Origin of the sequence: Pseudoalteromonas sp. T1lg75 (assembly GCF_002964705.1) — a bacterium.
In the GTDB taxonomy this organism is placed as follows: Bacteria; Pseudomonadota; Gammaproteobacteria; order Enterobacterales; family Alteromonadaceae; genus Pseudoalteromonas.
Genome location: NZ_PQCD01000049.1, coordinates 321,384 through 341,819 on the forward strand (window position 1 = coordinate 321,384; position 20,436 = coordinate 341,819).

Annotated in this window: 15 protein-coding genes, 8 tRNA genes and 1 pseudogene; 12 read left to right on the top strand and 12 right to left on the bottom strand. The window is 50.8% G+C overall.

Going from position 1 to position 20,436, the window contains the following annotated elements; translation table 11 throughout:
- Positions 1 to 110 precede the first annotated feature (110 nt).
- The 6 genes and pseudogenes from C2M36_RS11745 to C2M36_RS11770 all read left to right on the top strand — a co-directional run bounded on the left by C2M36_RS11745 (position 111) and on the right by C2M36_RS11770 (position 7,873).
- Positions 111 to 3,506, top strand: a complete 3,396-nt coding sequence (locus C2M36_RS11745; protein WP_105255053.1) for a chromosome segregation SMC family protein — start codon at positions 111 to 113, stop codon at positions 3,504 to 3,506.
- 29 nt (positions 3,507 to 3,535) lie between these two features.
- Positions 3,536 to 4,423 carry a cell division protein ZipA gene (zipA, locus tag C2M36_RS11750; protein ID WP_105255054.1) on the top strand — a complete coding sequence of 296 codons (888 nt, stop codon included), beginning with the start codon at positions 3,536 to 3,538 and terminating at the stop codon, positions 4,421 to 4,423.
- Between the two features lie 95 nt (positions 4,424 to 4,518).
- Positions 4,519 to 6,536, top strand: a pseudogene (gene ligA / locus C2M36_RS11755) (NAD-dependent DNA ligase LigA).
- A 2-nt stretch (positions 6,537 to 6,538) separates the two neighbouring features.
- Positions 6,539 to 6,883: a DUF3392 family protein gene (locus tag C2M36_RS11760; RefSeq protein WP_105255055.1), complete on the top strand. Its 345-nt coding sequence runs from the start codon at positions 6,539 to 6,541 to the stop codon at positions 6,881 to 6,883.
- The gene (locus tag C2M36_RS11765) at positions 6,880 to 7,383 is read left to right on the top strand and encodes a DUF2919 domain-containing protein (RefSeq protein ID WP_105255056.1); all 504 of its coding nucleotides are present in this window, start codon (positions 6,880 to 6,882) and stop codon (positions 7,381 to 7,383) included. The genes C2M36_RS11760 and C2M36_RS11765 overlap by 4 nt, the downstream gene beginning before the upstream one ends.
- A 1-nt stretch (position 7,384) precedes the next feature.
- Positions 7,385 to 7,873, top strand: a complete 489-nt coding sequence (locus C2M36_RS11770) for a hypothetical protein (RefSeq protein ID WP_105255057.1) — start codon at positions 7,385 to 7,387, stop codon at positions 7,871 to 7,873.
- Positions 7,874 to 7,946: 73 nt separating this feature from the next.
- On the opposite strand, the gene C2M36_RS11775 is transcribed toward C2M36_RS11770, so the two are convergent.
- From C2M36_RS11775 to C2M36_RS11785, 3 genes are read right to left on the bottom strand one after another with little or no spacing between them, the layout of a single operon-like run.
- Positions 7,947 to 8,825, bottom strand: a complete 879-nt coding sequence (locus tag C2M36_RS11775; protein ID WP_105255058.1) for a DsbA family protein — start codon at positions 8,823 to 8,825, stop codon at positions 7,947 to 7,949.
- On the bottom strand, positions 8,825 to 10,015 hold the full coding sequence (locus tag C2M36_RS11780) for a pyridoxal phosphate-dependent aminotransferase (protein ID WP_105255059.1): 1,191 nt from the start codon (positions 10,013 to 10,015) through the stop codon (positions 8,825 to 8,827). The genes C2M36_RS11775 and C2M36_RS11780 overlap by 1 nt, the downstream gene beginning before the upstream one ends.
- Positions 10,016 to 10,030: 15 nt before the next feature.
- Positions 10,031 to 11,119 (bottom strand): FAD-dependent oxidoreductase, encoded by a 1,089-nt coding sequence (locus C2M36_RS11785; protein WP_105255060.1) that lies wholly within the window; start codon positions 11,117 to 11,119, stop codon positions 10,031 to 10,033.
- A 187-nt stretch (positions 11,120 to 11,306) separates the two neighbouring features.
- On the opposite strand from C2M36_RS11785, the gene C2M36_RS11790 reads away from it, so the two are divergent.
- The gene (locus C2M36_RS11790; protein ID WP_105255061.1) at positions 11,307 to 12,179 is read left to right on the top strand and encodes a LysR family transcriptional regulator; all 873 of its coding nucleotides are present in this window, start codon (positions 11,307 to 11,309) and stop codon (positions 12,177 to 12,179) included.
- Between the two features lie 121 nt (positions 12,180 to 12,300).
- Complete coding sequence (msrB, locus tag C2M36_RS11795) at positions 12,301 to 12,747, top strand: peptide-methionine (R)-S-oxide reductase MsrB (protein WP_105255062.1); 447 nt, start codon at positions 12,301 to 12,303, stop codon at positions 12,745 to 12,747.
- A gap of 21 nt (positions 12,748 to 12,768) precedes the next feature.
- On the opposite strand, the gene C2M36_RS11800 is transcribed toward msrB, so the two are convergent.
- Positions 12,769 to 13,218: an Lrp/AsnC family transcriptional regulator gene (locus tag C2M36_RS11800; protein WP_105255063.1), complete on the bottom strand. Its 450-nt coding sequence runs from the start codon at positions 13,216 to 13,218 to the stop codon at positions 12,769 to 12,771.
- 98 nt (positions 13,219 to 13,316) lie between these two features.
- Here C2M36_RS11800 and C2M36_RS11805 point away from each other — a divergent pair, with 98 nt between their 5' ends.
- Positions 13,317 to 13,919, top strand: coding sequence for a LysE family translocator (locus C2M36_RS11805; protein WP_105255064.1), 603 nt, complete (start codon positions 13,317 to 13,319; stop codon positions 13,917 to 13,919).
- 46 nt (positions 13,920 to 13,965) lie between these two features.
- Here the strand turns inward: C2M36_RS11805 and C2M36_RS11810 are convergent, their stop codons facing one another.
- The 8 genes from C2M36_RS11810 to C2M36_RS11845 all read right to left on the bottom strand — a co-directional run bounded on the left by C2M36_RS11810 (position 13,966) and on the right by C2M36_RS11845 (position 18,818).
- A complete protein-coding gene (locus C2M36_RS11810) occupies positions 13,966 to 15,828 on the bottom strand; it encodes a DUF885 domain-containing protein (RefSeq protein WP_105255065.1) in 1,863 nt (620 codons plus the stop codon).
- 100 nt (positions 15,829 to 15,928) lie between these two features.
- A complete protein-coding gene (locus C2M36_RS11815) occupies positions 15,929 to 17,560 on the bottom strand; it encodes a response regulator (RefSeq protein WP_105255066.1) in 1,632 nt (543 codons plus the stop codon).
- Between the two features lie 360 nt (positions 17,561 to 17,920).
- Positions 17,921 to 17,996: transfer RNA gene (locus tag C2M36_RS11820), tRNA-Val, on the bottom strand.
- A gap of 119 nt (positions 17,997 to 18,115) precedes the next feature.
- A tRNA-Val gene (locus tag C2M36_RS11825) sits at positions 18,116 to 18,191 on the bottom strand.
- A 122-nt stretch (positions 18,192 to 18,313) separates the two neighbouring features.
- A tRNA-Val gene (locus C2M36_RS11830) sits at positions 18,314 to 18,389 on the bottom strand.
- 127 nt (positions 18,390 to 18,516) lie between these two features.
- Positions 18,517 to 18,592 (bottom strand) — tRNA-Val (locus tag C2M36_RS11835).
- A gap of 42 nt (positions 18,593 to 18,634) precedes the next feature.
- A tRNA-Val gene (locus tag C2M36_RS11840) sits at positions 18,635 to 18,710 on the bottom strand.
- Positions 18,711 to 18,742: 32 nt separating this feature from the next.
- Positions 18,743 to 18,818, bottom strand: a tRNA-Val gene (locus tag C2M36_RS11845).
- Positions 18,819 to 19,078: 260 nt separating this feature from the next.
- Between C2M36_RS11845 and C2M36_RS11850 the strand changes: the two genes are divergently transcribed.
- The 3 genes from C2M36_RS11850 to C2M36_RS11860 all read left to right on the top strand — a co-directional run bounded on the left by C2M36_RS11850 (position 19,079) and on the right by C2M36_RS11860 (position 20,434).
- Positions 19,079 to 19,900 carry a DODA-type extradiol aromatic ring-opening family dioxygenase gene (locus C2M36_RS11850; RefSeq protein WP_105255067.1) on the top strand — a complete coding sequence of 274 codons (822 nt, stop codon included), beginning with the start codon at positions 19,079 to 19,081 and terminating at the stop codon, positions 19,898 to 19,900.
- Between the two features lie 186 nt (positions 19,901 to 20,086).
- Positions 20,087 to 20,162: transfer RNA gene (locus C2M36_RS11855), tRNA-Ala, on the top strand.
- A 196-nt stretch (positions 20,163 to 20,358) separates the two neighbouring features.
- Positions 20,359 to 20,434 (top strand) — tRNA-Glu (locus C2M36_RS11860).
- Positions 20,435 to 20,436 lie beyond the last annotated feature (2 nt).

A 20,436-nucleotide genomic window follows, 5' to 3' on the forward strand; every position in this document is an offset into this window, starting at 1 on the left:
ATTTAACCACATAAATCAGTGATTATATTCATCAGAATGCGTTTAGATTGAACATAAAGTAAACCGCAAAGATAAACAGACCCTAATAATAACTAGAATAATGAGGCGTAATGCGCTTAAGCAGCATAAAACTGGCGGGTTTTAAGTCCTTCGTTGATGCCACAAAGATCCCTTTTCCCGACCCCATGACCTGTGTGGTGGGGCCAAACGGCTGTGGCAAATCCAATGTTATCGATGCGGTGCGCTGGGTGCTCGGAGAAAGCTCGGCAAAAAACCTCCGGGGTGATGCCATGACGGACGTGATTTTTAACGGTGCTGCGACCCGTAAACCGGTTTCCCAAGCCTCGGTGGAACTGGTGTTTGACAATACCCTGGGTCGCTTGCCCGGTACCATGGCGGCGCGCAATCAGGTCGCCATTAAGCGGGTGGTGACCCGCGACGGCCAGTCTCTGTATTACCTCAACGGCAGTAAATGCCGCAAGCGCGATATTACCGACATCTTCTTAGGCACAGGTCTTGGGCCGCGTAGCTATGCCATTATTGAGCAGGGCATGATTTCCCGGCTGATCGAAAGTAAGCCACTGGAACTAAGGGTCTTTATCGAAGAAGCCGCCGGTGTGTCCAAATACAAGGAGCGGCGCCGAGAGACGCAAACCCGTATTCGCAGCACCAAGGAAAATCTCGAGCGTCTGCTTGATGTGCGTGCCGAGTTGCAAACCCAGCTCGATAAGCTAGAACATCAGGCGCAGCAAGCCAGCAGTTATCGTGAGCTGAAAGCGCAGCAGCGCCGCTATAAGGGCGAGCTGGCGGTGCTTAAATGGCAAAAGCTGCATCAACAGCAGTTGCAACAATCCGAGCAACTCGCCGAGCTGAAAGAGCAGCTGGCATTTTTTAAAGATGCCCACCGCGGTGAGCAGGATGTACTCAGTGCCTATCAGCAGCAATTGGATGATACCAGTGCGGCACTCAATCATAACCAGCAGCAAATATTTCAAACCGACAACCAACTGGCGCGTTTGGAGCAGCAACAAATTCATGCCAAGCAGCGGGCCCACCAATTGCAGGCCAGCATAGCGCAAAATCAGCAACAGCAGGCGCAGCTGCTTGAGGCGCAGCGCCAACAGAACGAGTTTGTCGCCCAGCATCAAGGGCGTTGTGAACAGCAGCAACAGCTCAGTGAAGAGTTGCAAGAAGCCCTGTTGGAGTGCCAGGCGGTGCGCGATGAGGCCGAGGAACAGTTCGCTCAGTTGCAACATCAACAGCACCAGCAGCGTGAGTTTTTATATCAACATCAGCGCCAGCTCCAGCAATGCCGACACGAGCATCAAGGCGCCGCCGCCAGCGTACAGGCCTTACAACAGCAAGTAGAGGATAATAACGCCGCCCTTGGCCGTCATCAGGAAGCCAATATTGTGCAGCAACTCGAAGAGAGCGAGCGACAAAGCAAGGCCCTGACCGAGCGCCTCGCCAAGGCGCAAAGTGCGCAACTGCAACATGAGCAGGCCTTGTTGGCCAACGAGGAAGAGTTGCATCACGCCCGCCAGGAGCAGCAAAGCCTGCAGCGTCATATTCAGGAGCTGGGCGCCAAACGCGATGCCATTCACTCTGTGTTGCAGGACGAACAAGAAGAACAAGGAAATGGCATGCTGTTTCAGCTTGAGGTGCAACCGGGCTATGAACAAGTCATCGAAGTCGCCCTGATGCAACTTCGTCGCTTGCAGGTAAGCGACGATAGCAGTGGCGACTGGCTGGGACCACAAACCGAGACAGCGCCTCGGCAATCCGTCGCCCAGTTTATTCAATCCGGACGCTATCCGGATCTGTTGCACCGTATTGCCTTTGATGCCAAAGGGGATACCCGAGTCTTGGATGACCCCAACTGGCTCGCCGTGATAGATGCCAATGCTCATTTGCATGGCCGTCACTGGTGTTTGCAGGCTACCCGTGAGCAACTTGGGGTGCTGGCTCAGCGTCAGCAACTACAGGAATTGGATACGGCTTTAGGGCAGCGCCAGGATAAACTACCGGCGATAGAAAAAGAGCTGGAGCAGCTTAACGGCGAGCACGAAGCGCTTAAAGCCTCCTTGGAGCAGGCTAAGCAGGAAGTCCACGAGTATTCTAAATCCTACGCTAGCATGCAAACCCGCCAGGAGCTGCAAAAAGAGCAGGCTCAGCAATGGCAGCAGGAGTTAGTGCGTTTACAAACCCGAGCGCATACTCTGAGCGAGCAAGTCGAGGCGGCACAATTGGCGCTGGAGCAACAGCTGGCACGTATAGAGCAAGCGGAGGAAGCCTTGGCCCAGGCCGAACATCACTGCGAGCAGGAAGGTCATCAGTTTGAGCAAGCCCAACAGGCCTTGAAACAGGCCCAATTGCGTATGCAAGCGCTGCAAGGGCAGGTGAACGAAGCGCAGATCTACAGCGAACGTCTGCACAGTGAGCTGACCTTAAGTCAGAGCAAGCAGGACAACATTGAGCGCGAACTGGAACTGGCCCGAGGGCAATTGGCCGCGGCCGAAGCCGAGCAGCAGGAGGTGGCCGAACCCATCGCCATACAGGAAGAGCAAATCGCCCAGTTGCTGGAGCAAAAAGAACAGCTCGCAGAAGAGCAGCTGGCCTTACAGCAACAACTGGAACAGGCGCAAAGCGAGTTACAGCAAAACAAAGAAAAGTTGGCTCAGGGGGAGCAGCAAAGGGAGCAATTGCAGGAGCAGATCCAGCAGGCTTTGTTGGCGGAGCAAACCCTGACCTTAAAGGCGCAACAGGCCTTGGCACCGTTGGAAGAGCTCAATACCAGCTTAAAAGCCGTGCTCGAAACCCTACCGCAAGATGCGCATGCCGGACGTTGGCAGGCGCAGCTCACCACCTTAGACAAGCAATTAAGCGATTTAGGTGCCGTAAACCTGGCCGCGATCGACGAGTTTGCCAGTGCCAAGGAGCGTAAGCAGTATTTGGATGAGCAGTTAGACGATCTCACCATGGCGATGGAAACGCTGGAGGCGGCTATCGCCAAAATAGACCGTCAGACCAAGGCTCAGTTTAAGGCCACCTTTGAGCAGATCAATGAGGATCTGCAGGAGCTGTTCCCCAAGGTCTTTGGTGGCGGCTCGGCTTATTTGGAATTGACCAGCGACGACCTGCTTGAAAGTGGGGTGGCGATTATGGCAAGGCCGCCAGGCAAGAAAAATTCCACAATCCATTTGTTAAGTGGTGGAGAAAAAGCGCTGACCGCATTATCATTGGTGTTTTCGATATTCAGGCTCAATCCAGCACCATTTTGTATGCTTGACGAGGTTGATGCGCCGTTAGATGATGCCAATGTCGGCCGTTTTTGCCGTTTGGTTGAAGAAATGTCGCAAACCGTGCAATTTATATACATCAGCCATAATAAAATTGCCATGGAAATGGCAGGGCGCCTGACCGGTGTGACTATGGCAGAACCGGGTGTGTCACGTATGGTGGCGGTGGATATTGAGCAAGCAATGGAAATGGCTCAAGCCAGTTAATTGAACAAACTAAGAATAAAGGTGAGGGGATGGCCGAAGATCTCAGATGGGTATTAATTCTAATCAGTGCGGTAGTAATTGGTGGTTTGCTAATTCACGGCCTATGGTCTGTGCGCAAACGCTCGCAAGGGGTTGATAACTCCGCAGCGACCAAAACCAAGGCCCCAGCCCAGGAGCAACAAAAAGCAGCGTCAAGCGAAGCGCCTGGGGCAACGTCCCATGTTGCAAGTGAGCCAGTAAAGGCGTCAGAGCAGGTGCCCACCAGTACGACTTCAGATACATCTGCCACGGCCGAAGCTGCAAGCGCTGCTGCGGGAACGTCGACAAGCGCTTCGGCAAGCCCGTCGCTTCACACCGATGTGCGTGAAGAGCCGAGCTTTAACGCCTTGGACGACGAAGAGCCGAACCTGGGTAACTTTGCCATCGAAGACGACGAGCAAACGGATGTTGGTGAAAAGCCTCAGCAAGAGTCGTCGGCACAGCCCTCGGCAAAGCCAAGCGCAGTGCAACCGGAAGATTTCGTTATTATCCATGTACATATGCCAGAGGGTCTGCAAATGCAGGGCGCCAAGTTATTGCCTTTGGTTTTAACCTTGGGATTCAAATATTCCGACGATGGTTTTTTCCACCGCCACGAGCAAAGCAGCGGCCAAGGCCCGGTACTTTTCCGCATGGTGAACATGTATAACCCGGGTACCTTTGATATCGACAATATGGAGCAATTCAGCACCGCAGGTATCAGCTTGTTTATGACCTTGCCGAACGAAGGCGAAGCCATGACCACCTTCAATATGCTGCACAGTGCCGCGAAAAAGCTGGCCGAAGAATTCGGTGCCGAGCTGTTGGATCATAACCGTCAGCCGCTCAGCGTAAACGGCATACGCGAGTACGTGGAAAAAGTCCGCGAGTACGCTTAATCCTGAGGTGTCGGCCTTGCTTTGCCAAGGCTCAACACGCAGGGAAACACATTGACACTAAGCCACCTCCCGGTGGCTTTTTTATCGAGGTAGATATGAGTCTCACCCCCGAGCAACAAATTGCCGAGCTTCGCTCCAAGCTGGAGGAGCACAATTATAATTATTATGTCTTGGACAACCCCAGCATTCCCGATTCGGAATATGACCGACTGATGCGCCAATTACAGGCATTGGAGGTCGAGCATCCGCATTTACAAAGCCCGGACTCGCCAAGCCAAAAGGTTGGTGGCGCGGCACTGAGCAAATTCTCCCAGGTGACTCACCAGGTGCCCATGTTGTCTCTGGACAATGCCTTTGATGAAGATGAGTTCAACGCCTTTAATAAGCGTATCAATGACCGATTGGCCGCAAGTAGCCAGCAAACCTTTTGCTGCGAGCCTAAACTCGATGGTTTGGCGGTGTCTATCCTGTATCGTGACGGCGTGCTGGTGCAGGCGGCGACCCGTGGCGATGGTCAGGTGGGTGAGAACATCACCGAGAATGTTAAAACTATCCGCAATATTCCCCTGAAACTGCGAGGGGAGTTTCCCGAGGAGCTGGAAGTACGTGGCGAAGTGTTTATGGACTTGGCCGGTTTCCATCGTCTTAACGAGGAAGCCAAAGCGAACGACGGCAAGGTGTTTGCCAACCCGCGCAATGCCGCCGCCGGTAGTTTGCGCCAGCTCGACTCTAAGATCACCGCTAAACGTCCACTGATGTTTTACGCCTATTCCATGGGCCAGGTCACCGGCGCCGAGCTGGCAGGCGGGCATTTTGAGCAGCTACACCAGCTAAAAGAGTGGGGCCTGCCCCTGTGCCCGGAGACCAAGCTGGTTAATGGCGCCGATGAAGCTATTGCCTATTACAGGGATATTCTTACGCGCCGTGGCGAGCTCAAATATGAAATCGATGGGGTAGTGATCAAGGTTAACGACAAAGCCGCGCAAGAGCAGCTGGGATTTGTTGCCCGCGCGCCGCGTTGGGCCATTGCCTTTAAATTCCCGGCGCAAGAAGAGATCACCCAGTTGCTGGATGTGGAATTCCAGGTCGGTCGCACCGGGGCTATTACCCCGGTGGCGCGCTTGGCCCCCGTCTATGTCGGTGGGGTGACGGTGTCCAACGCCACCTTGCACAATGGCGATGAAATTGCCCGCTTGGGGGTTAAAATTGGCGATACCGTGGTGGTGCGCCGTGCCGGTGATGTGATCCCCCAGATCACTCAGGTGGTGCTGGAGCAGCGTCCGGCAGATGCCAAAGATATAGTTTTCCCAAGCCAGTGTCCCGTGTGTCATTCCCACGTTGAGCGTATTGAAGGCGAGGCCGTGGCTCGTTGTAGCGGCGGTCTGGTGTGTGCGGCGCAGCGTAAAGAAGCGATTAAACATTTCGCCTCGCGCAAGGCCATGGACATTGATGGTCTGGGCGATAAAATCGTCGAGCAACTGGTTGAGCGCGAGCTAATCCACACTCCGGCTGAGTTATTCCAGCTACGCCAGGGCCATTTTGAAAGTCTGGAGCGGATGGGACCGAAGTCGGCGGCTAATCTGGTTAATGCCCTAGAGGCGGCCAAGACCACAACGCTGGCCAAGTTTATTTATTCCCTGGGCATACGCGAGGTAGGAGAGGCAACGGCGCAAAATCTGGCCAATCATTACCTGAGTTTGGATGCCATTATGCAGGCGAGCACAGAGCAACTGCAGGAAGTCAGTGATGTGGGTGAGATAGTTGCCAAACATATCCACAGCTTCTTAGCGAGGAGTCGAACCAAGGGGTGGTTCAGGCCTTGCTCGATGAAGGGGTGCACTGGCCAGCGCTCGAGGTTAAAAGCGAAAGTGAGCAACCACTCACCGGCTTAACCTATGTGCTTACCGGAACCCTGCATACTTTGACCCGTAACGATGCTAAGGCACGCTTACAGACGCTGGGTGCTAAGGTGGCGGGCAGTGTGTCGGCAAAAACTCATGCCCTGGTCGCCGGAGAAAAGGCCGGCTCTAAACTCACCAAGGCGCAGGAGCTGGGCATTGAGATTCTCAGTGAAGACGACTTAATGGCCCTGTTTGCCGAGCACGGTGCCTAGCCATGAATGATTTTATCGCCTGGCTGGAGTCGGGATTATTTCGTTTTGGACAGTGGCTGTCACCCTATCTCGGTGACATCGCCCTGGTGTTTGTAGTCTGCATTATCGGCCTGTATGCCGGGGATGTGATCAAAACCGTTAAGAAGCTGGTGGCAGGTAAGCACTTTTTACTGCGCACCTTAGTATTTGTGCTCGTCAGTGCCTTTGGTTTAGGGGTGTTAACCCTATGGGTGAGCCCCTTTATGGCTAAGGCACTGATGTTCTTCGGCAGCACCTATTTACCCTTGATGGTGTTTGCCGCCTTTATCCTGGTTGGGGTGTTGGCGGACAGGAAGTCTCAGCTGTGAAACATTATGGTCCTGAATATTGGGATAAGCACGGCGCCTATCGTACCCCGGTAGGCTTTACCCTGGCGCTGATTATTTTGCTGCGCCCTTATCTTATCTGGGCCTTTGCGGCCATCTCTCGACGCCCCGAGCTCGATTTGGTGGCCTTGGTGTATCGACAAAAGCAGGACTTTTTTGTGGCCTTGGCCATAGCGGCTATCGCTATAGTGCCGGCCACGGTTTATTCTCTGCGTCGCCCTGGCAGTAACCCCAGGTTAAAATCCCTGTGGCGGCATATGCGCTGGCCCTTGGTGTTGTGCGCCTTGCTTGATTTGGCCTGGCTTATTTTACAGGCCTCGCAGCAGTATTATCGCTTTTCCTTTTATATTGCCGTGCAAGCGGTGGCGGTTGCCTGGATCCTCCTGTATTTAATGCGCAGCCGCTATTTACGGGTGTTTTTTGCCGATTGGCCGGACGAGCTAGAGAGCAAGAAAAAAGACGTTAAAAATAAGGAAGAATAGGGTGTTTGGTAGCACGCTTTCGCCGCGGCCCATAGATAAAACCCTGGCCAAGTATACCCTGGTGGCCCTGCTGCCCCTGGCGCTTGTGCTGTGGTTGAGCGCACCTTGGCCGCTTTTGCGCATGACGCTGATGTTGGCCTATGTCGTGGCCTTGGCTTCCTGCCTCTACCGCCTGACCCCCTGGTTTATCGCTCGCAACCCACCAAGGCGCTTCATTCTTCGAGAACAGAGGCACTTAAAGGTGTGCTCACTGGCGGGCTTTTTCGACCTTCATGGCCCTTGGCACTCTGTGCCCATAGAGACGATTTCGTCGGTATACGTGTGGGAGCATGGCATTGAACTTAGCGCCGAGGATGGGGTATTTCGCCTTAGTGTGGTTGGCTCCAGGGAAAGCCTACATGCCCATATGCGCTCGGTGCTTGCCGATGCCCTTGCCGCTGACAAGGTAAAGCTAGAATATGGAGAATGTGCAAAGGCAATAAGTGAATAGGGAGAGTATTCACCTAATGCCCGCACATAAATACCAATTCACTTTTAACAGAATTGGTATAAATAGAGAGCGTCTAGGGCGCTGCTTGATACCAAAAGCTGCCACCGGCAATCTGACTTTCGATAAAGCCAAACTGGTGCAGTTCGATACGCGCTTCCTCGGGGCTAACCTGTAATACCTCACAGGCTTCGCGTAAGGTCCAGCTCGGATAAGATGCCAATTTTTGCTGCACCGTTAAATGGCGGCGTTTCGGCTGCGCTTCACCCATCAGTACCAAGGCACGCTCAAGGTTTTGATACGGCTGTGAGCCGGCAAGCCTAAAGGCGTTATCACCGTTAAAAATGAGCGATGGGAAACCGCGGGCGCCTAGCTGCATCATTTCCTGTTGTTCGGCGTTAAATAGTGCCAGTACCTGCTCACTGTGGAGCAAGGAGGCAAACGCTATCGCGTCCAGCCCCATTGATGCAACCAGCTCAAAAAGTGCTTCGTCCTTTGCCATATTCTCGGCGTAAAGGAAGATGCGCTCACGCATCAGGCGCACAAAGGCCGACTCCATATTGGGAGCCAGTAAGCGCACTGCAATGGCCGCTCGACAAAGAATATAGGAGTTGCTGATCGGATCCTTGGCCCACATCGACGGGTCAATGGGCTGCTGGTAGTGCTGTGCTACTTGCTGCCAGTGACCTATTACATCCGTGGGCTTGGCGATGCCATTACCAGGATCGCCAAAGTTTTCCCAGCCCGGCAATAAACCGCCGTGGATATAGCGCTCATTCACCTGGTAATTAAGTTTTAGTCGGCGCCAAACCGGCTCCAAGGCCCAGCAGTGAGAACAAATGGGGTCGGTGACGAAAACCAGGTGCACTTGCTCGGTCGAAGTGGTGTTGGCCTCAAGATCCTTTTTAGTCTCATAGTTCGGCATGACACAGCCGATATCCGCATCACATTCCATTACTTTTCCTGCCTTAATGCGTTGATCCCCGCCTCAATGCGGTCCAGACCCTGGTCTAAAATGTCCATGCTGGTGGCAAAACAAATACGAATATGGCCCTTGGCGCCAGGGCCAAAGAAGCGTTCATTGCCCGGTACGACGGCGACCTTATAGTTGCGCAGGTGCTCGACCAGCTCTTCCGCTTCCAGTCCGGTTGCGGAAATATCGGCAAATAACAAATAGGTGGCTTCTGGGGCCTGACAGCTAACGCCTTCAATGGCATTTAGTCTTTTCACCGCGTGATCGCGAAGCGCCGTTAGATGCTCGATAAAGGCATCCACCCAATACCAGCAGCTTTTCAGTGCAGTGGTAGCGGCAACCTGCGAGATGGTTGAAACCCCACCGGCAGTGGTCATCACATAGGCGGCATCGACAATTTTTTGATGCACGTCGGCATTGGGGGAGATCACCGCACCAACACGCAGACCGGCTAAACCAAAGGCCTTGGAAAAACCATAGACGGTGATCACGCGCTCACACAGTTCGGGAGCCAGGTGATGGAAACTGGTAAATTGTTTTTCTGGATAGATGATATCCGACCAAATTTCGTCGTTCATGATCCAAAGCTGGTGCTGGTTGGCAAACTCAGCGATGGTCTTTAAATCTTCCAAGGGAATAATCTTACCCAATGGGTTGTGCGGGTTACACACGCCGATTAGGCGGGTTTTATCGCTCACCAGCTCAGGTAATAGCTCCAGCTTGAAACGCCCTGTGTCTTTATCATAAGGGCAACGGATCACCTTACCGCCAGCCGCTAACACCGACTGTTCGAAGAGAAAATCAACCGGATCGAAAATAATGGCTTCATCACCGGGTTCAAGGCAAAAACGTGCGGTTGCATACATACCGCTGGCGGCACTGTCGATGGGTAAGATCAGTTCCGGGTTAAGGCGATAGTCTTTACGTAGTGCCAGGGCATTGGCCAATTCGTTTTTAAATTCAGGCAAACCCTGGTGTGGGCCATAGGAAAACACCCCGCTTTGGGCATAATCGGCGATTGCTTGGCGAATTTCTTTTGCTACCGCAAAGTCCGGATCGGCCGCGGTGAGGGGAATGATATCGGCATCGGTTTCCGCCCAGCGAAAGTTGTAAGCCCGAGTTCGCAAGGTCTCCAAGGGCACCTGATCGTGTGCAAATAATGAGGTAGTCATCAATTTAACTCCAATTTAAAAAGCGAATGGGATTTTCTGTTCGTGATGATGAGGGGCCAAAAACTCCTGCTGCAAGGCTAACCCCTGAGTCAGATAGTTGGCAACAACGCTTTTACGCATCACGGAGAAGTGCTCCAGTGCGGTGACATCAAAGCCCTCGACGCTTGATTCAAAAATCTTCGCCAGTTCAATGGCATCCTCAATGGCCGAATTGACGCCCTGACTGGTAAAGGGCAGCAGGGCATGGGCCGCATCGCCCAGCAGCACCACGTTGTGCTTGTGGAAGCGCTCCAGCGGAATAAGGTAACAGGTATTCCAGATATGCGATTGCGAGAAATCCGTTAATTGGATCAAGGCATTGATCGGGTCGGGCCATTGGCTAACCAGGCGTTCGGCAAAGTGCTGTTTACCTGTCTCGCTGTCATCAAGAATATCGAAGCGCTCGCAGTCGTATTGTACAAACCAGACCACGCTTTGCTCGTCTGCTGGCACCATACCAACCGCCAAGCCGCCGTCCAGGTGTTTGTACTTAACAAATTTATTTTCAAGTTGCTGTACCAGCTCCGGGCTTTTAACGATGGACACCAGCTCTTTAACCTTGATATCGGAGCGCTTCGCTTCGGGGAAGATTTGTGCACGCACCGCTGAGCGACCGCCATCGCAGCCAAGGAAGTAATCGGCCTCGACTTTTTCACCATTGGTAAAACAGGCTAGCTTAGCGCTACCGTCCTGGTGCCATTCAAAATGAGAGAACTGATGATCAAAATGTAGCCATTCAGAGGGAATTTCGTTTAGCAGCACGTCCAAAAACGCCTTGCGGGTGACGCCGTAGCTTCCCTCTAAGGTTTCTTCGATCAGCAAGTTATTGTTGTCGTCGACGATATGACATAGTTCAACCGGGTAGCCTACCTCGGCGGCTTGCTTGTCTAAACCAAGTTGGGCCATGGCCTTAACGCCATTTTCGAGCATGATAAAGCCTAAACCTTCGCGTCCTGAAAGCGGGCTACGTTCGTAAATGTCGACGCGTCCACCCAGTTTTTTGTAGTAAATAGCGAAAGCCAAACCGGCAATACCACCGCCGATAATTGCAATTCTTGGTCTCATATCCCCTCCGATAAACACCAGTTACACTTGTACCTGGTTGTAGCAATTTTGTTATCGGCGTGATGCTATCCTTTATCGCGAGGTAAATTAATGCTTAAATATGCATAATGATTCTGCAAAAATGCAGAGCGAACGAATGTCGGCGCAAAGGTAAACTTCTAATTCGAGAAGTGTTGGAATTTTTAGTGTGAAAGAGTTTAATTGGGACGATGTAAAAATCGCGTATCGTGTTGCTGCCACAGGCTCTTTGGCGAAGGCGGCAGAATTAGAAGCCATTAACTACACCACCGTCTTACGGAAAATTAACCGCTTAGAGAAAGACCTGGGTTGCAAGCTGTTTTTTCGCAGTCAGCGCGGTTACCAGATGACCGAGGCGGGCACCCGATTATTGGAAACCTTTCCAGAAATTGAAAGCCGATTCAACCAGTTACCATCACAGCTGTTTGCAACTTCCGATCAGGTTAAGGGCACCTTAAAGATCACCACCTTACCCGAATACTCCTCGTTTTTGCATCCGATACTGGTGCAGGCACAACAGCAGTATCGGGATTTGAAAATCCTAGTCGATGTCAGTGATGACATAGTGCCACTGGCAGAAGGCAAAGCCCATGTGTCTATTCGCGCCGGTGCCATGCCGACGCAGGCGGACTTGATTGCCCTAAAAGTGAGCGACCTTAATTTTTCTTATTATTATTCCGAGCATTACTTTCAGGTGAATCAGGCGCCGAGGTGTGACAGTGAATTCAATCAACATCAATGGGTGATGCCTGGTGGGCGCAAGCGAAATTTAGCCTTTGTTAAACAGGTGCTGGAAGTCATTGACGAAAACAATATTTGCTACCAGAGCAACAACCTACTCGATATTCAGTTTGCTATCGAAAATGGCCTAGGTATTGGCCCCATAGATGACAGCAAAGCCAAGCAGTGCCCGCATTTAAAGCGCCTTGATTGTATCGAACCGCATAACGATAGCAGCCTGTGGTTTGTGTATCATAAGGACCTGCGCGAGGATAATCGCATTCAGGCGATTATTCGTTTAGGAAAGGCCTATATCCGCTAATCTCAGTTTTAACCCGGAGCCGGGGTCTAAGTATTAAGCCCGTTTAGGCACTAAGAGCTAGACCCGGAGCGCGCAGGTGTGTCAAAGTTGCCTTGCCGACTAGCCAAATTTTGGAGTGACTATGCTGAACTGGCAAAATATTCTTATGATGAGCGCGAAGGGCAACCCAAAGCCTCCTTATCGTGTGGAAAAAACCGAGCAGCAGTGGCGTGAGCAACTGAGCGAAGAGGCCTTTTACGTGACCCGTAAAAAAGGCACAGAACGCCCTTTTAGCAGTGATTCATGCACCTTGTTCGAGCCGGGGCGCTACCATTGTGTGTGTTGTGATAATTTGCTCTTTGATGGTGCCGAGAAGTTTGACAGTGGCAGTGGCTGGCCTTCGTTCACCCAGCCGGCAAGCGACAATGCCATCGCTTATATTGCCGATGGCAGCCATGGGATGCAGCGCATAGAAACCATCTGTAATGTCTGTGATGCCCATTTAGGGCATGTTTTTCCCGATGGTCCACCGCCATCACACCTGCGTTATTGCATTAACGCCGTTGCTATTAAAAAAGCCGAAGATTAACCCTGTGCTGGTAGAGAGCGGTTAGGCCCGCTCATCCTTAGGCGACTCCATGACTATATGGGTAGTAATGGTGTGCACCTGGGCAATGGCTCCGAGGACATCGGCGTGGAATGCCTTGTAGGTTTTAATATCGGCCGTTTCTACCCTTAGCAAGTACTCAAACGCACCGGTGACGTTGTGACATTCTACAACTTCTTTCACGTCCGCTAAGGCCTGTTCAAATGCCTGTTGTGCCTCAGTAGAATGATCGTTTAAGCCCACACCAACATAGGCGATGAATCCCTGACCAAGGGCATGGTTGTCGATGGTCGCACGATAGCCAGTGATCACCCCGCTTTTTTCCAACTCTTGCACCCGCCGTAAACATGCTGAAGGAGAAAGTCCCACGCGCTCGGCGAGCTCTGCATTAGCAAGACGACCATGGGATCTAAGTTCTTGCAATATTCTGTCGTTAATTTTGTCTTTTTTCATTTTATGTTGTGTATAAATATTTTGGTCAGGCTATAACGCGCAATAATTGCTTGGTAATTTAATTATAATTGCATAAATTTTGAATGAGGTGCAAGTATATGAACGCGGAGATGGTACTGCCACTGGCTATGTTTGCCGCTGTGTCGTCGCTCACCCCGGGACCGAATAACCTAATGCTAATGAGTTCAGGCGCTAATTTTGGCTTTCGCCGAACCATACCGCATATGCTGGGTGTTTCCATTGGTTTTTGTTTGATGTTGGTGCTGGTGGGGCTAGGGGTGATGCAGTTGTTTGATCTTATCCCTTATAGCTTCGAGGTGCTGAGGCTATTATGTTTTGGCTATTTACTGTATCTGGCTTACAAGATTTTCACCAGTGGTGAACCGAGCTCGGGGAACTTGGCCGCACATCCTTTCACCTTTACCCAGGCGGCACTGTTTCAATGGCTCAATCCAAAGGCTTGGACCATGGCCTTAAGCGCGGTCAGTGTGTACGCGCCAACGAGGGATGTGTATACGGTGATGAGTATCGGTGTGATCTTTGCGCTTGTGAACCTGCCCTGTGTTGGCTCTTGGAGCCTGGTAGGAGAAAAGCTTACCTCCTGGCTAACATCGCCATGGCGCTTGCGGGTGTTTAATACCCTGATGGCAACCTTGCTGGTGCTCTCGGTGGCGCCGAGCTTATGGTCTGCGACATTCTAAGCAGAAAGGTCAATAAAAAGGGGCCTGTACGGCCCCTGAGTGCTTGTTATTTCTGTGTTGCTATCCAGGCATCGACATCCTGCTCGACGATCGCCATAGGGCGGGCACCGGAGAGCAAGATAACATCATGGAAGGCCTTGATATCAAACTTATCACCCAGCGCCTGTTTTGCGCGGTCGCGAAGCTCAACCAGTTTTAGCATACCCAGTTTATAACCCAGGGCTTGGCCCGGCCAGGCAATATAGCGGTCAATGGCGGGCACCACATCGCTCATGGGGCTGCCGGTCGCCGCGGCAAAGTAATCTATGGCCTGCTGACGGGTCCATTTCTTATAGTGCAAACCTGTATCTACGACCAAACGCGCGGCGCGATACACTTCGGCCTGCAAGCGACCGAGATCGCCAAAGGGATCATTCTCATACATGCCCATTTCATAGGCGACCAACTCGGAATACAGGGCCCAGCCTTCAACATAGGCATTGAAAGAGGCGTTTTGGCGCATTAGGCCAATGTCTTGTTGCAACATATTTAAGGCGATCTGGAAATGATGTCCAGGAACGGCTTCATGGTAGGTCAGGGTTTTCATGCCAAAGCTGGGTACCGCGGCCATGTCTTTAAGATTGATATAGAAGACCCCAGGGCGTGAACCATCGAGCGACGGGCCGTTGTAGTAACCGCCCGCCGAGCCCGCTTCCACGGCCACAGGAATGCGACGTACCTCAACCTTTTGTGGCGGCAGGGTGGAAAAGTAGTCCGGCGCTTTTTTATTTATGGTGACGATTTCATCGCGTAAAAATGCCAGCAGCTCGGCGCGACCCGCATCGCTGTCTTCGTATAAGAAGCGCGGCTCGGCGTTAAGCTGCTGCATGCGCTCGTTGACACTGCCTTCGCTGTAACCGTTTGCCTTTAAAATTTCGTCCATACGGGCAGTGATTCGTTTAACTTCATCTAAGCCTAATTGGTGGATTTGTTCGGCACTGAGGTCTGAGTCGCCCAAGTAGGTGATCTCATGTTGGTAAAAGGCCTCGCCATTGGGTTGAGCCCAGATTCCCACTTTCTCCGGTGCTTGCTTCTGCAGGCCTTGCATGTCGTTGTAGACGCTCGCAACAGCGGGGTAAATCTTACTGCGAACTATTTCTTCGGCTTGCTGCAGATAATCCGTCACTTGTTGTTCGCTCAAGCCTTCAAGCTTATCCAACTTGGCTTTCATTGAGCTCACCAAGGGGTGCACCTCCGGCGCTGCCGAAGTGAAGTTTTCCAGATACCCCAGGGTATTGGGGAACAAGGCCTTCGGCAGAATGACACCCAACTTCGCATCGGCATTGACCTTCTCCTGCACTTGCTTAACCACGTCGCTAAAGGCATTAAGACGGGCTAAATAATCCTTGGCGTCTTGCTCTGAAGCTATTTCATGTTGATCTTTCAACAGATTTGGCAGGTCGATTAAAGGCCCTGAGAGTTGGTTAACCACATAAGGAAGGTGACCACCCCAGGTATCGATATAACCGGCGGCAAAGTTGGCATCACCGGCATAGTAGTTAGCGATCACCTGGTTAACCTTCAGGTGCAAGGCATCTTTTTGTGCCAAAGCCGGGTGTTGCAGTGCACCTAATTGCTTGGCGGCATCGCGCATATCTTGTTGCAAGCGTTGCATGCCTGCGACCGAATAGTCTGGCAACTTACTGGCATAAGGACCATATTGCTCGGCCGGTAATTTCAGGGAGGTCGCCAGCGCGCTTTGATGGTCGATAAAGCGTTGGGTATAGGCATCCACCGCCTTGGCAATTTGCTGTGAGCTTGCTGCCGCAGGGGCTGCCTGTTGTTGTTTTTCTTGCTTTGGAGCAGGGGCGTCTTGGCAACCGGCCAAAGCCAGTGACACACCAAGAGCCAGGGCTGTTAGTTTATTCATTTTGGGTTCGTTTGTTATTGATTTATAGCATCAATATACAGGCTTTGACGCACAATGCCAGCAGTGTGCGCTGGCCTTCAGAGCCTTGGCACAAAGGGGATCAGAGAGTCGCAGGATGGGCGTGAAGGTATTTTTGCTTAATTTTTTCGTAGCGGGTGCTCATTTCCTCATCGAGTTTGCTGTTATCGAGCAGGGCACAACATTTATCGGCCAGTAGTTGGTTAAAACTGGTACCCTGGCGAACGCTGCCCTCGTACAGGCACTGCAGTAAATTTAAGGCGATGCTGCGGTTTTTCGGCATAACCCGAAAGGCTTGGCTAAAGGCCTCAAGTGCCAGCAGGTAGTTGCCCTGTTTAAACTTCTCCACCGCGTGGTTATTTAGTTCACGTGGGCCCATGGTGAGGTCGCGACGTTCGCTTTGCTGTTGCATGGCGGTTTTTAGTTGCAGCGGTGAGCGCCGCTCTGGATAGCGCTCACAGTGGTCGATAATCTTGTTATACAGGGTCTGGGCTTGGGCATGAAAACCAAGCTCATGATAAGCCTTGGCCTGATCCAAGGCGCCATCGATGGAGCGGATGGGACTGTCATCAATCACCAGTTGCTCGAGCAGCATTTTCGCTTTGTGGTGCTCATCTTTAAGGTAGTAAAGCCGAGCATTGAGCACATCCACTTGGATTTGCTGTTGGGCATCGGGAAATTGCTTTTTAAGATCATTGAGGTATTTGGTGGTTTGGCGCGTAACCCGGGTTATATGCTCGCTCTGATCTGTGGTGAGGGCATAGTCGATCCCTGCTCGGGCGGCATTAAGATACACATCGGGGCTGTCGTGAATCGAGTGGGGGGCAAACTTGGCGATATCGCGACAGGTTTGATAGTTTTGCTCGTAATCATGATTGATTTGCGCCACCTGTGACAGATTGGTTTGACGTGCCAGGTTTCTTGGTGCCATGGTGGTTGCGGCACTGAGGTAAGCCTGTGCCTGTTCATACTGGTTGAGTTTAATTTCCAACTGGCTAAGCAGGTCGTAGGCAACCAAGCGGGTTTCGTCGCGTTCCAACATGGTTTTTAACATGCGGTGGGCGAGGTTGTGCTCGTTATTGCCTATTAACGCCTCGACCATGCCGATACGTGCCCAGGTAAATTTTTGAATATCCAACACAGATTTAAAAAAGCTTTTGCCTTGTTCGAACTGCTTTTGCAGCAGTAAGGTCTCGCCCTTGAGGCGTAACAAAACAGCGGCGTAGCCCTGATTGGCAACCAGTTTGGCATCGATTACTTTCAGTGCCTTGGAGTAATTCTCATCATCGATTAACTGATAAACGTCTTTGAGAGCATGTTTGCGTTTGACAATGCGTTCGATGCGGCTTTGTAGCTCCAGGGTATTAAAGGGTTTAACTAAAAAGTCGTCGGGATGCAGCTCCAGCACACTATGTACTAGGGCCCCCGAGGTTTCCGCAGAAATAAAAATAAAACCGGTAGCGCCTTTAATCAGCTTTTTTACCTTGAGTTCTTCATAGAGCTGATAGCCATCCTGATGCTTACTGAGATTAAAAGCACAAATGATTAAATCGAAGCGCTGATCTTTGCACAACTCTTTGGCCACTATGGCATTTTCGGCAAAATGTAAGGAACGATAGCCCAGCCGCTCTAAAGACTGCTTCATATAGCTCAGGGCTAGAGGCTGTTCTTCAATGATTAGAATATGGGCTGAACTGGATACTTGCTGAGACATGCCATGAATAGATCAATATCGTTTACATCGACTATATAAACTAGACTCGCGACTGACAAGTAAATCAAGAGTAAAGCCTTAAATTGCGTCTTTGGTAAGCCTTTATTGAGTTGTTATCTAATGCTTTGGTATGGTTTTTTTGATGGTGTTAGGGAGTGTAAATAAGTTTGCAGGATATGGGGATAAAAGGAGCTGTTTTGTTTTGGGACGAGATTCTGGAGCGCGATGCCTGGCATCTATTTAAGATAAAAAGGAATCAAAGAATGGTGGGTTGTACTGGACTAAGCCAATAGACCTTGCCTTGCTAAGGAGAATAGCGCGATGCGTGGCATCTATTTAAGATAAAAAGGAATCAAAGAATGGTGGGTTGTACTGGACTTGAACCAGTGACCCTCGCCTTGTAAGGGCGATGCTCTCCCAACTGAGCTAACAACCCGCAGTAGGATTACGTTTTAGTAGATGGTGGGTTGTATTGAGTTTAACCAATAAACCTCGCCTTGCTAAGGATAATAGTGCGATGCGAGCATCGTATTCTCCTTAACTCCATCTAGAAGATGGTGGGTTGTACTGGACTTGAACCAGTGACCCTCGCCTTGTAAGGGCGATGCTCTCCCAACTGAGCTAACAACCCAAAACGTAATTTTTTGCGATTTCTATATGGTAGGTTGTATTGAGTTTAACCAATAAACCTCGCCTATCTAAGGATAATAGCGCAATGCATAGCATCGACATTTCCTCAGACCATCTAGAAGATGGTGGGTTGTACTGGACTTGAACCAGTGACCCTCGCCTTGTAAGGGCGATGCTCTCCCAACTGAGCTAACAACCCATATAGAAATATCAGATATGTCACTTAAAAATGATGCTTGGTTTTATAGTACCTTACCAATAACCCTCGCCTTGTTAAGGATAATAGTGCGATGCGAGCATCGTGCTCCTTAACTCCATCAAAATGATGGTGGGTTGTACTGGACTTGAACCAGTGACCCTCGCCTTGTAAGGGCGATGCTCTCCCAACTGAGCTAACAACCCGGGGTCTTTTAAATTCTATATGAAACTAGACTAGCTAGTGAATGGTGGGTTGTACTGGACTTGAACCAGTGACCCTCGCCTTGTAAGGGCGATGCTCTCCCAACTGAGCTAACAACCCATATAGAATTTTCAGATGCGTCACTTTTAAAGTGGTGGGTTGTACTGGACTTGAACCAGTGACCCTCGCCTTGTAAGGGCGATGCTCTCCCAACTGAGCTAACAACCCACATCTGGTAACAACATTGCTGACTAACTTAATTAGCTGCGTTGTTGTGGGGCGCTATTATAGATAGAGAGAAAGGACTGTCAACACTTGAATGATACATTTTGTTTTAGGTGAGGTATTTATAGCCAATGCGTGGGCTATTTAATCAATTTCACCTTAATACAGGGGCCGTCGGTGCGCTATTGAACATGAGTTGTGCGCCCAGCGCCTAGTGTCAGACAGCGGATTTTTAGACAATAACTACAATCCTTATACATAAGATGAAGTCATTACCAATGAACTACAGTGCGTTTATTTCTCACGGCGGCGGGCCGTTACCTCTTTTGGGCCATGAAGGGCACCAGGAAATGGTCGAAACATTAGAAAAGTTTGCGACCTTAATCCCAAAGCCTTCGGCAATTATTGTGATCAGTGCCCATTGGGATACGCCGGAGATAAAGGTGAACACCCAGGCTAAGCCACAGTTATTGTATGACTATTATGGTTTTCCAGAACAGGCCTACAATATTAACTATCCCGTACCCGGGGCTCCCCAGTTAGCTAAAGAATTATTATCTGGTTTAATGGGGCTAGGTGTCCCTGTGGTAGAAGAAGCCGAGCGAGGGCTTGATCATGGTGTATTTGTACCGCTAGCCATAATGTACCCAGAGGCCGATGTTCCTTGTGTGCAAATCTCACTACAGCGTGATTATAGCCCTCAACTTCATCTGCAACTGGGTAAGCAAATAGCAAAGACAATTGCACACCTGGATAATGTTCTTATTTTAGGCTCGGGGTTTTCCTTTCATAATATGGCCGCATTTAGATTGGCTGATAACAAGGAAGCAATTAAAAATAACCGTGAGTTTGAAGCCTGGTTAAAGCAGGTGTTGAATACGTCCATGCCCAAAGAGGACAGGGCGCAACATCTAATTAATTGGGAAGCTGCTCCCGGAGCGCGATATTGCCACCCCAGCGAGGAGCACCTGATGCCTTTGCATGTGGCCTTAGGAGCGGCTCAACTAGAGCCCACCGCTTTTGAGCAAATACCTGTTCTTGGTAAAATAGCCAGTTTCGGGCTTTGGTCTGTCGCCTCAAAGTAACTTTTTGGCTAATAAAAAACCACAAATACCAGTATCTTGCACAAGCTTTGCTCGCTTTGTTTAAAATTACTGCGGTTGGTAAAAAGTTACTTAAAAGATGTTGACTTTGTTTGGGTGGCTGCATAGAATGCGCCCCGCACTAAGCGAGATGACGACGTCAAGTTGGTTGTTCTTGCACTCAGGTTTGGGGCTATAGCTCAGCTGGGAGAGCGCTTGCATGGCATGCAAGAGGTCGGCGGTTCGATCCCGCCTAGCTCCACCAAAATCTGCAGTGTGTACGCTACCCACCCGTTGGGCTAAACTTCGAATGTTTAGGTGTTTAACTCGTATGGTAAGAGTCTAAATAACCAGTCCTAGTGACAAAAGCATGTTTTTGTAATTAGGCCGCTTAGCCTCGCAGGCTCAGTTGTCGCACTTACAAAAATTACTCGAAGCAATGCTTCGAGATGCAAATTTTTGTCCCCTTCGTCTAGAGGCCTAGGACACCGCCCTTTCACGGCGGTAACAGGGGTTCGAATCCCCTAGGGGACGCCACT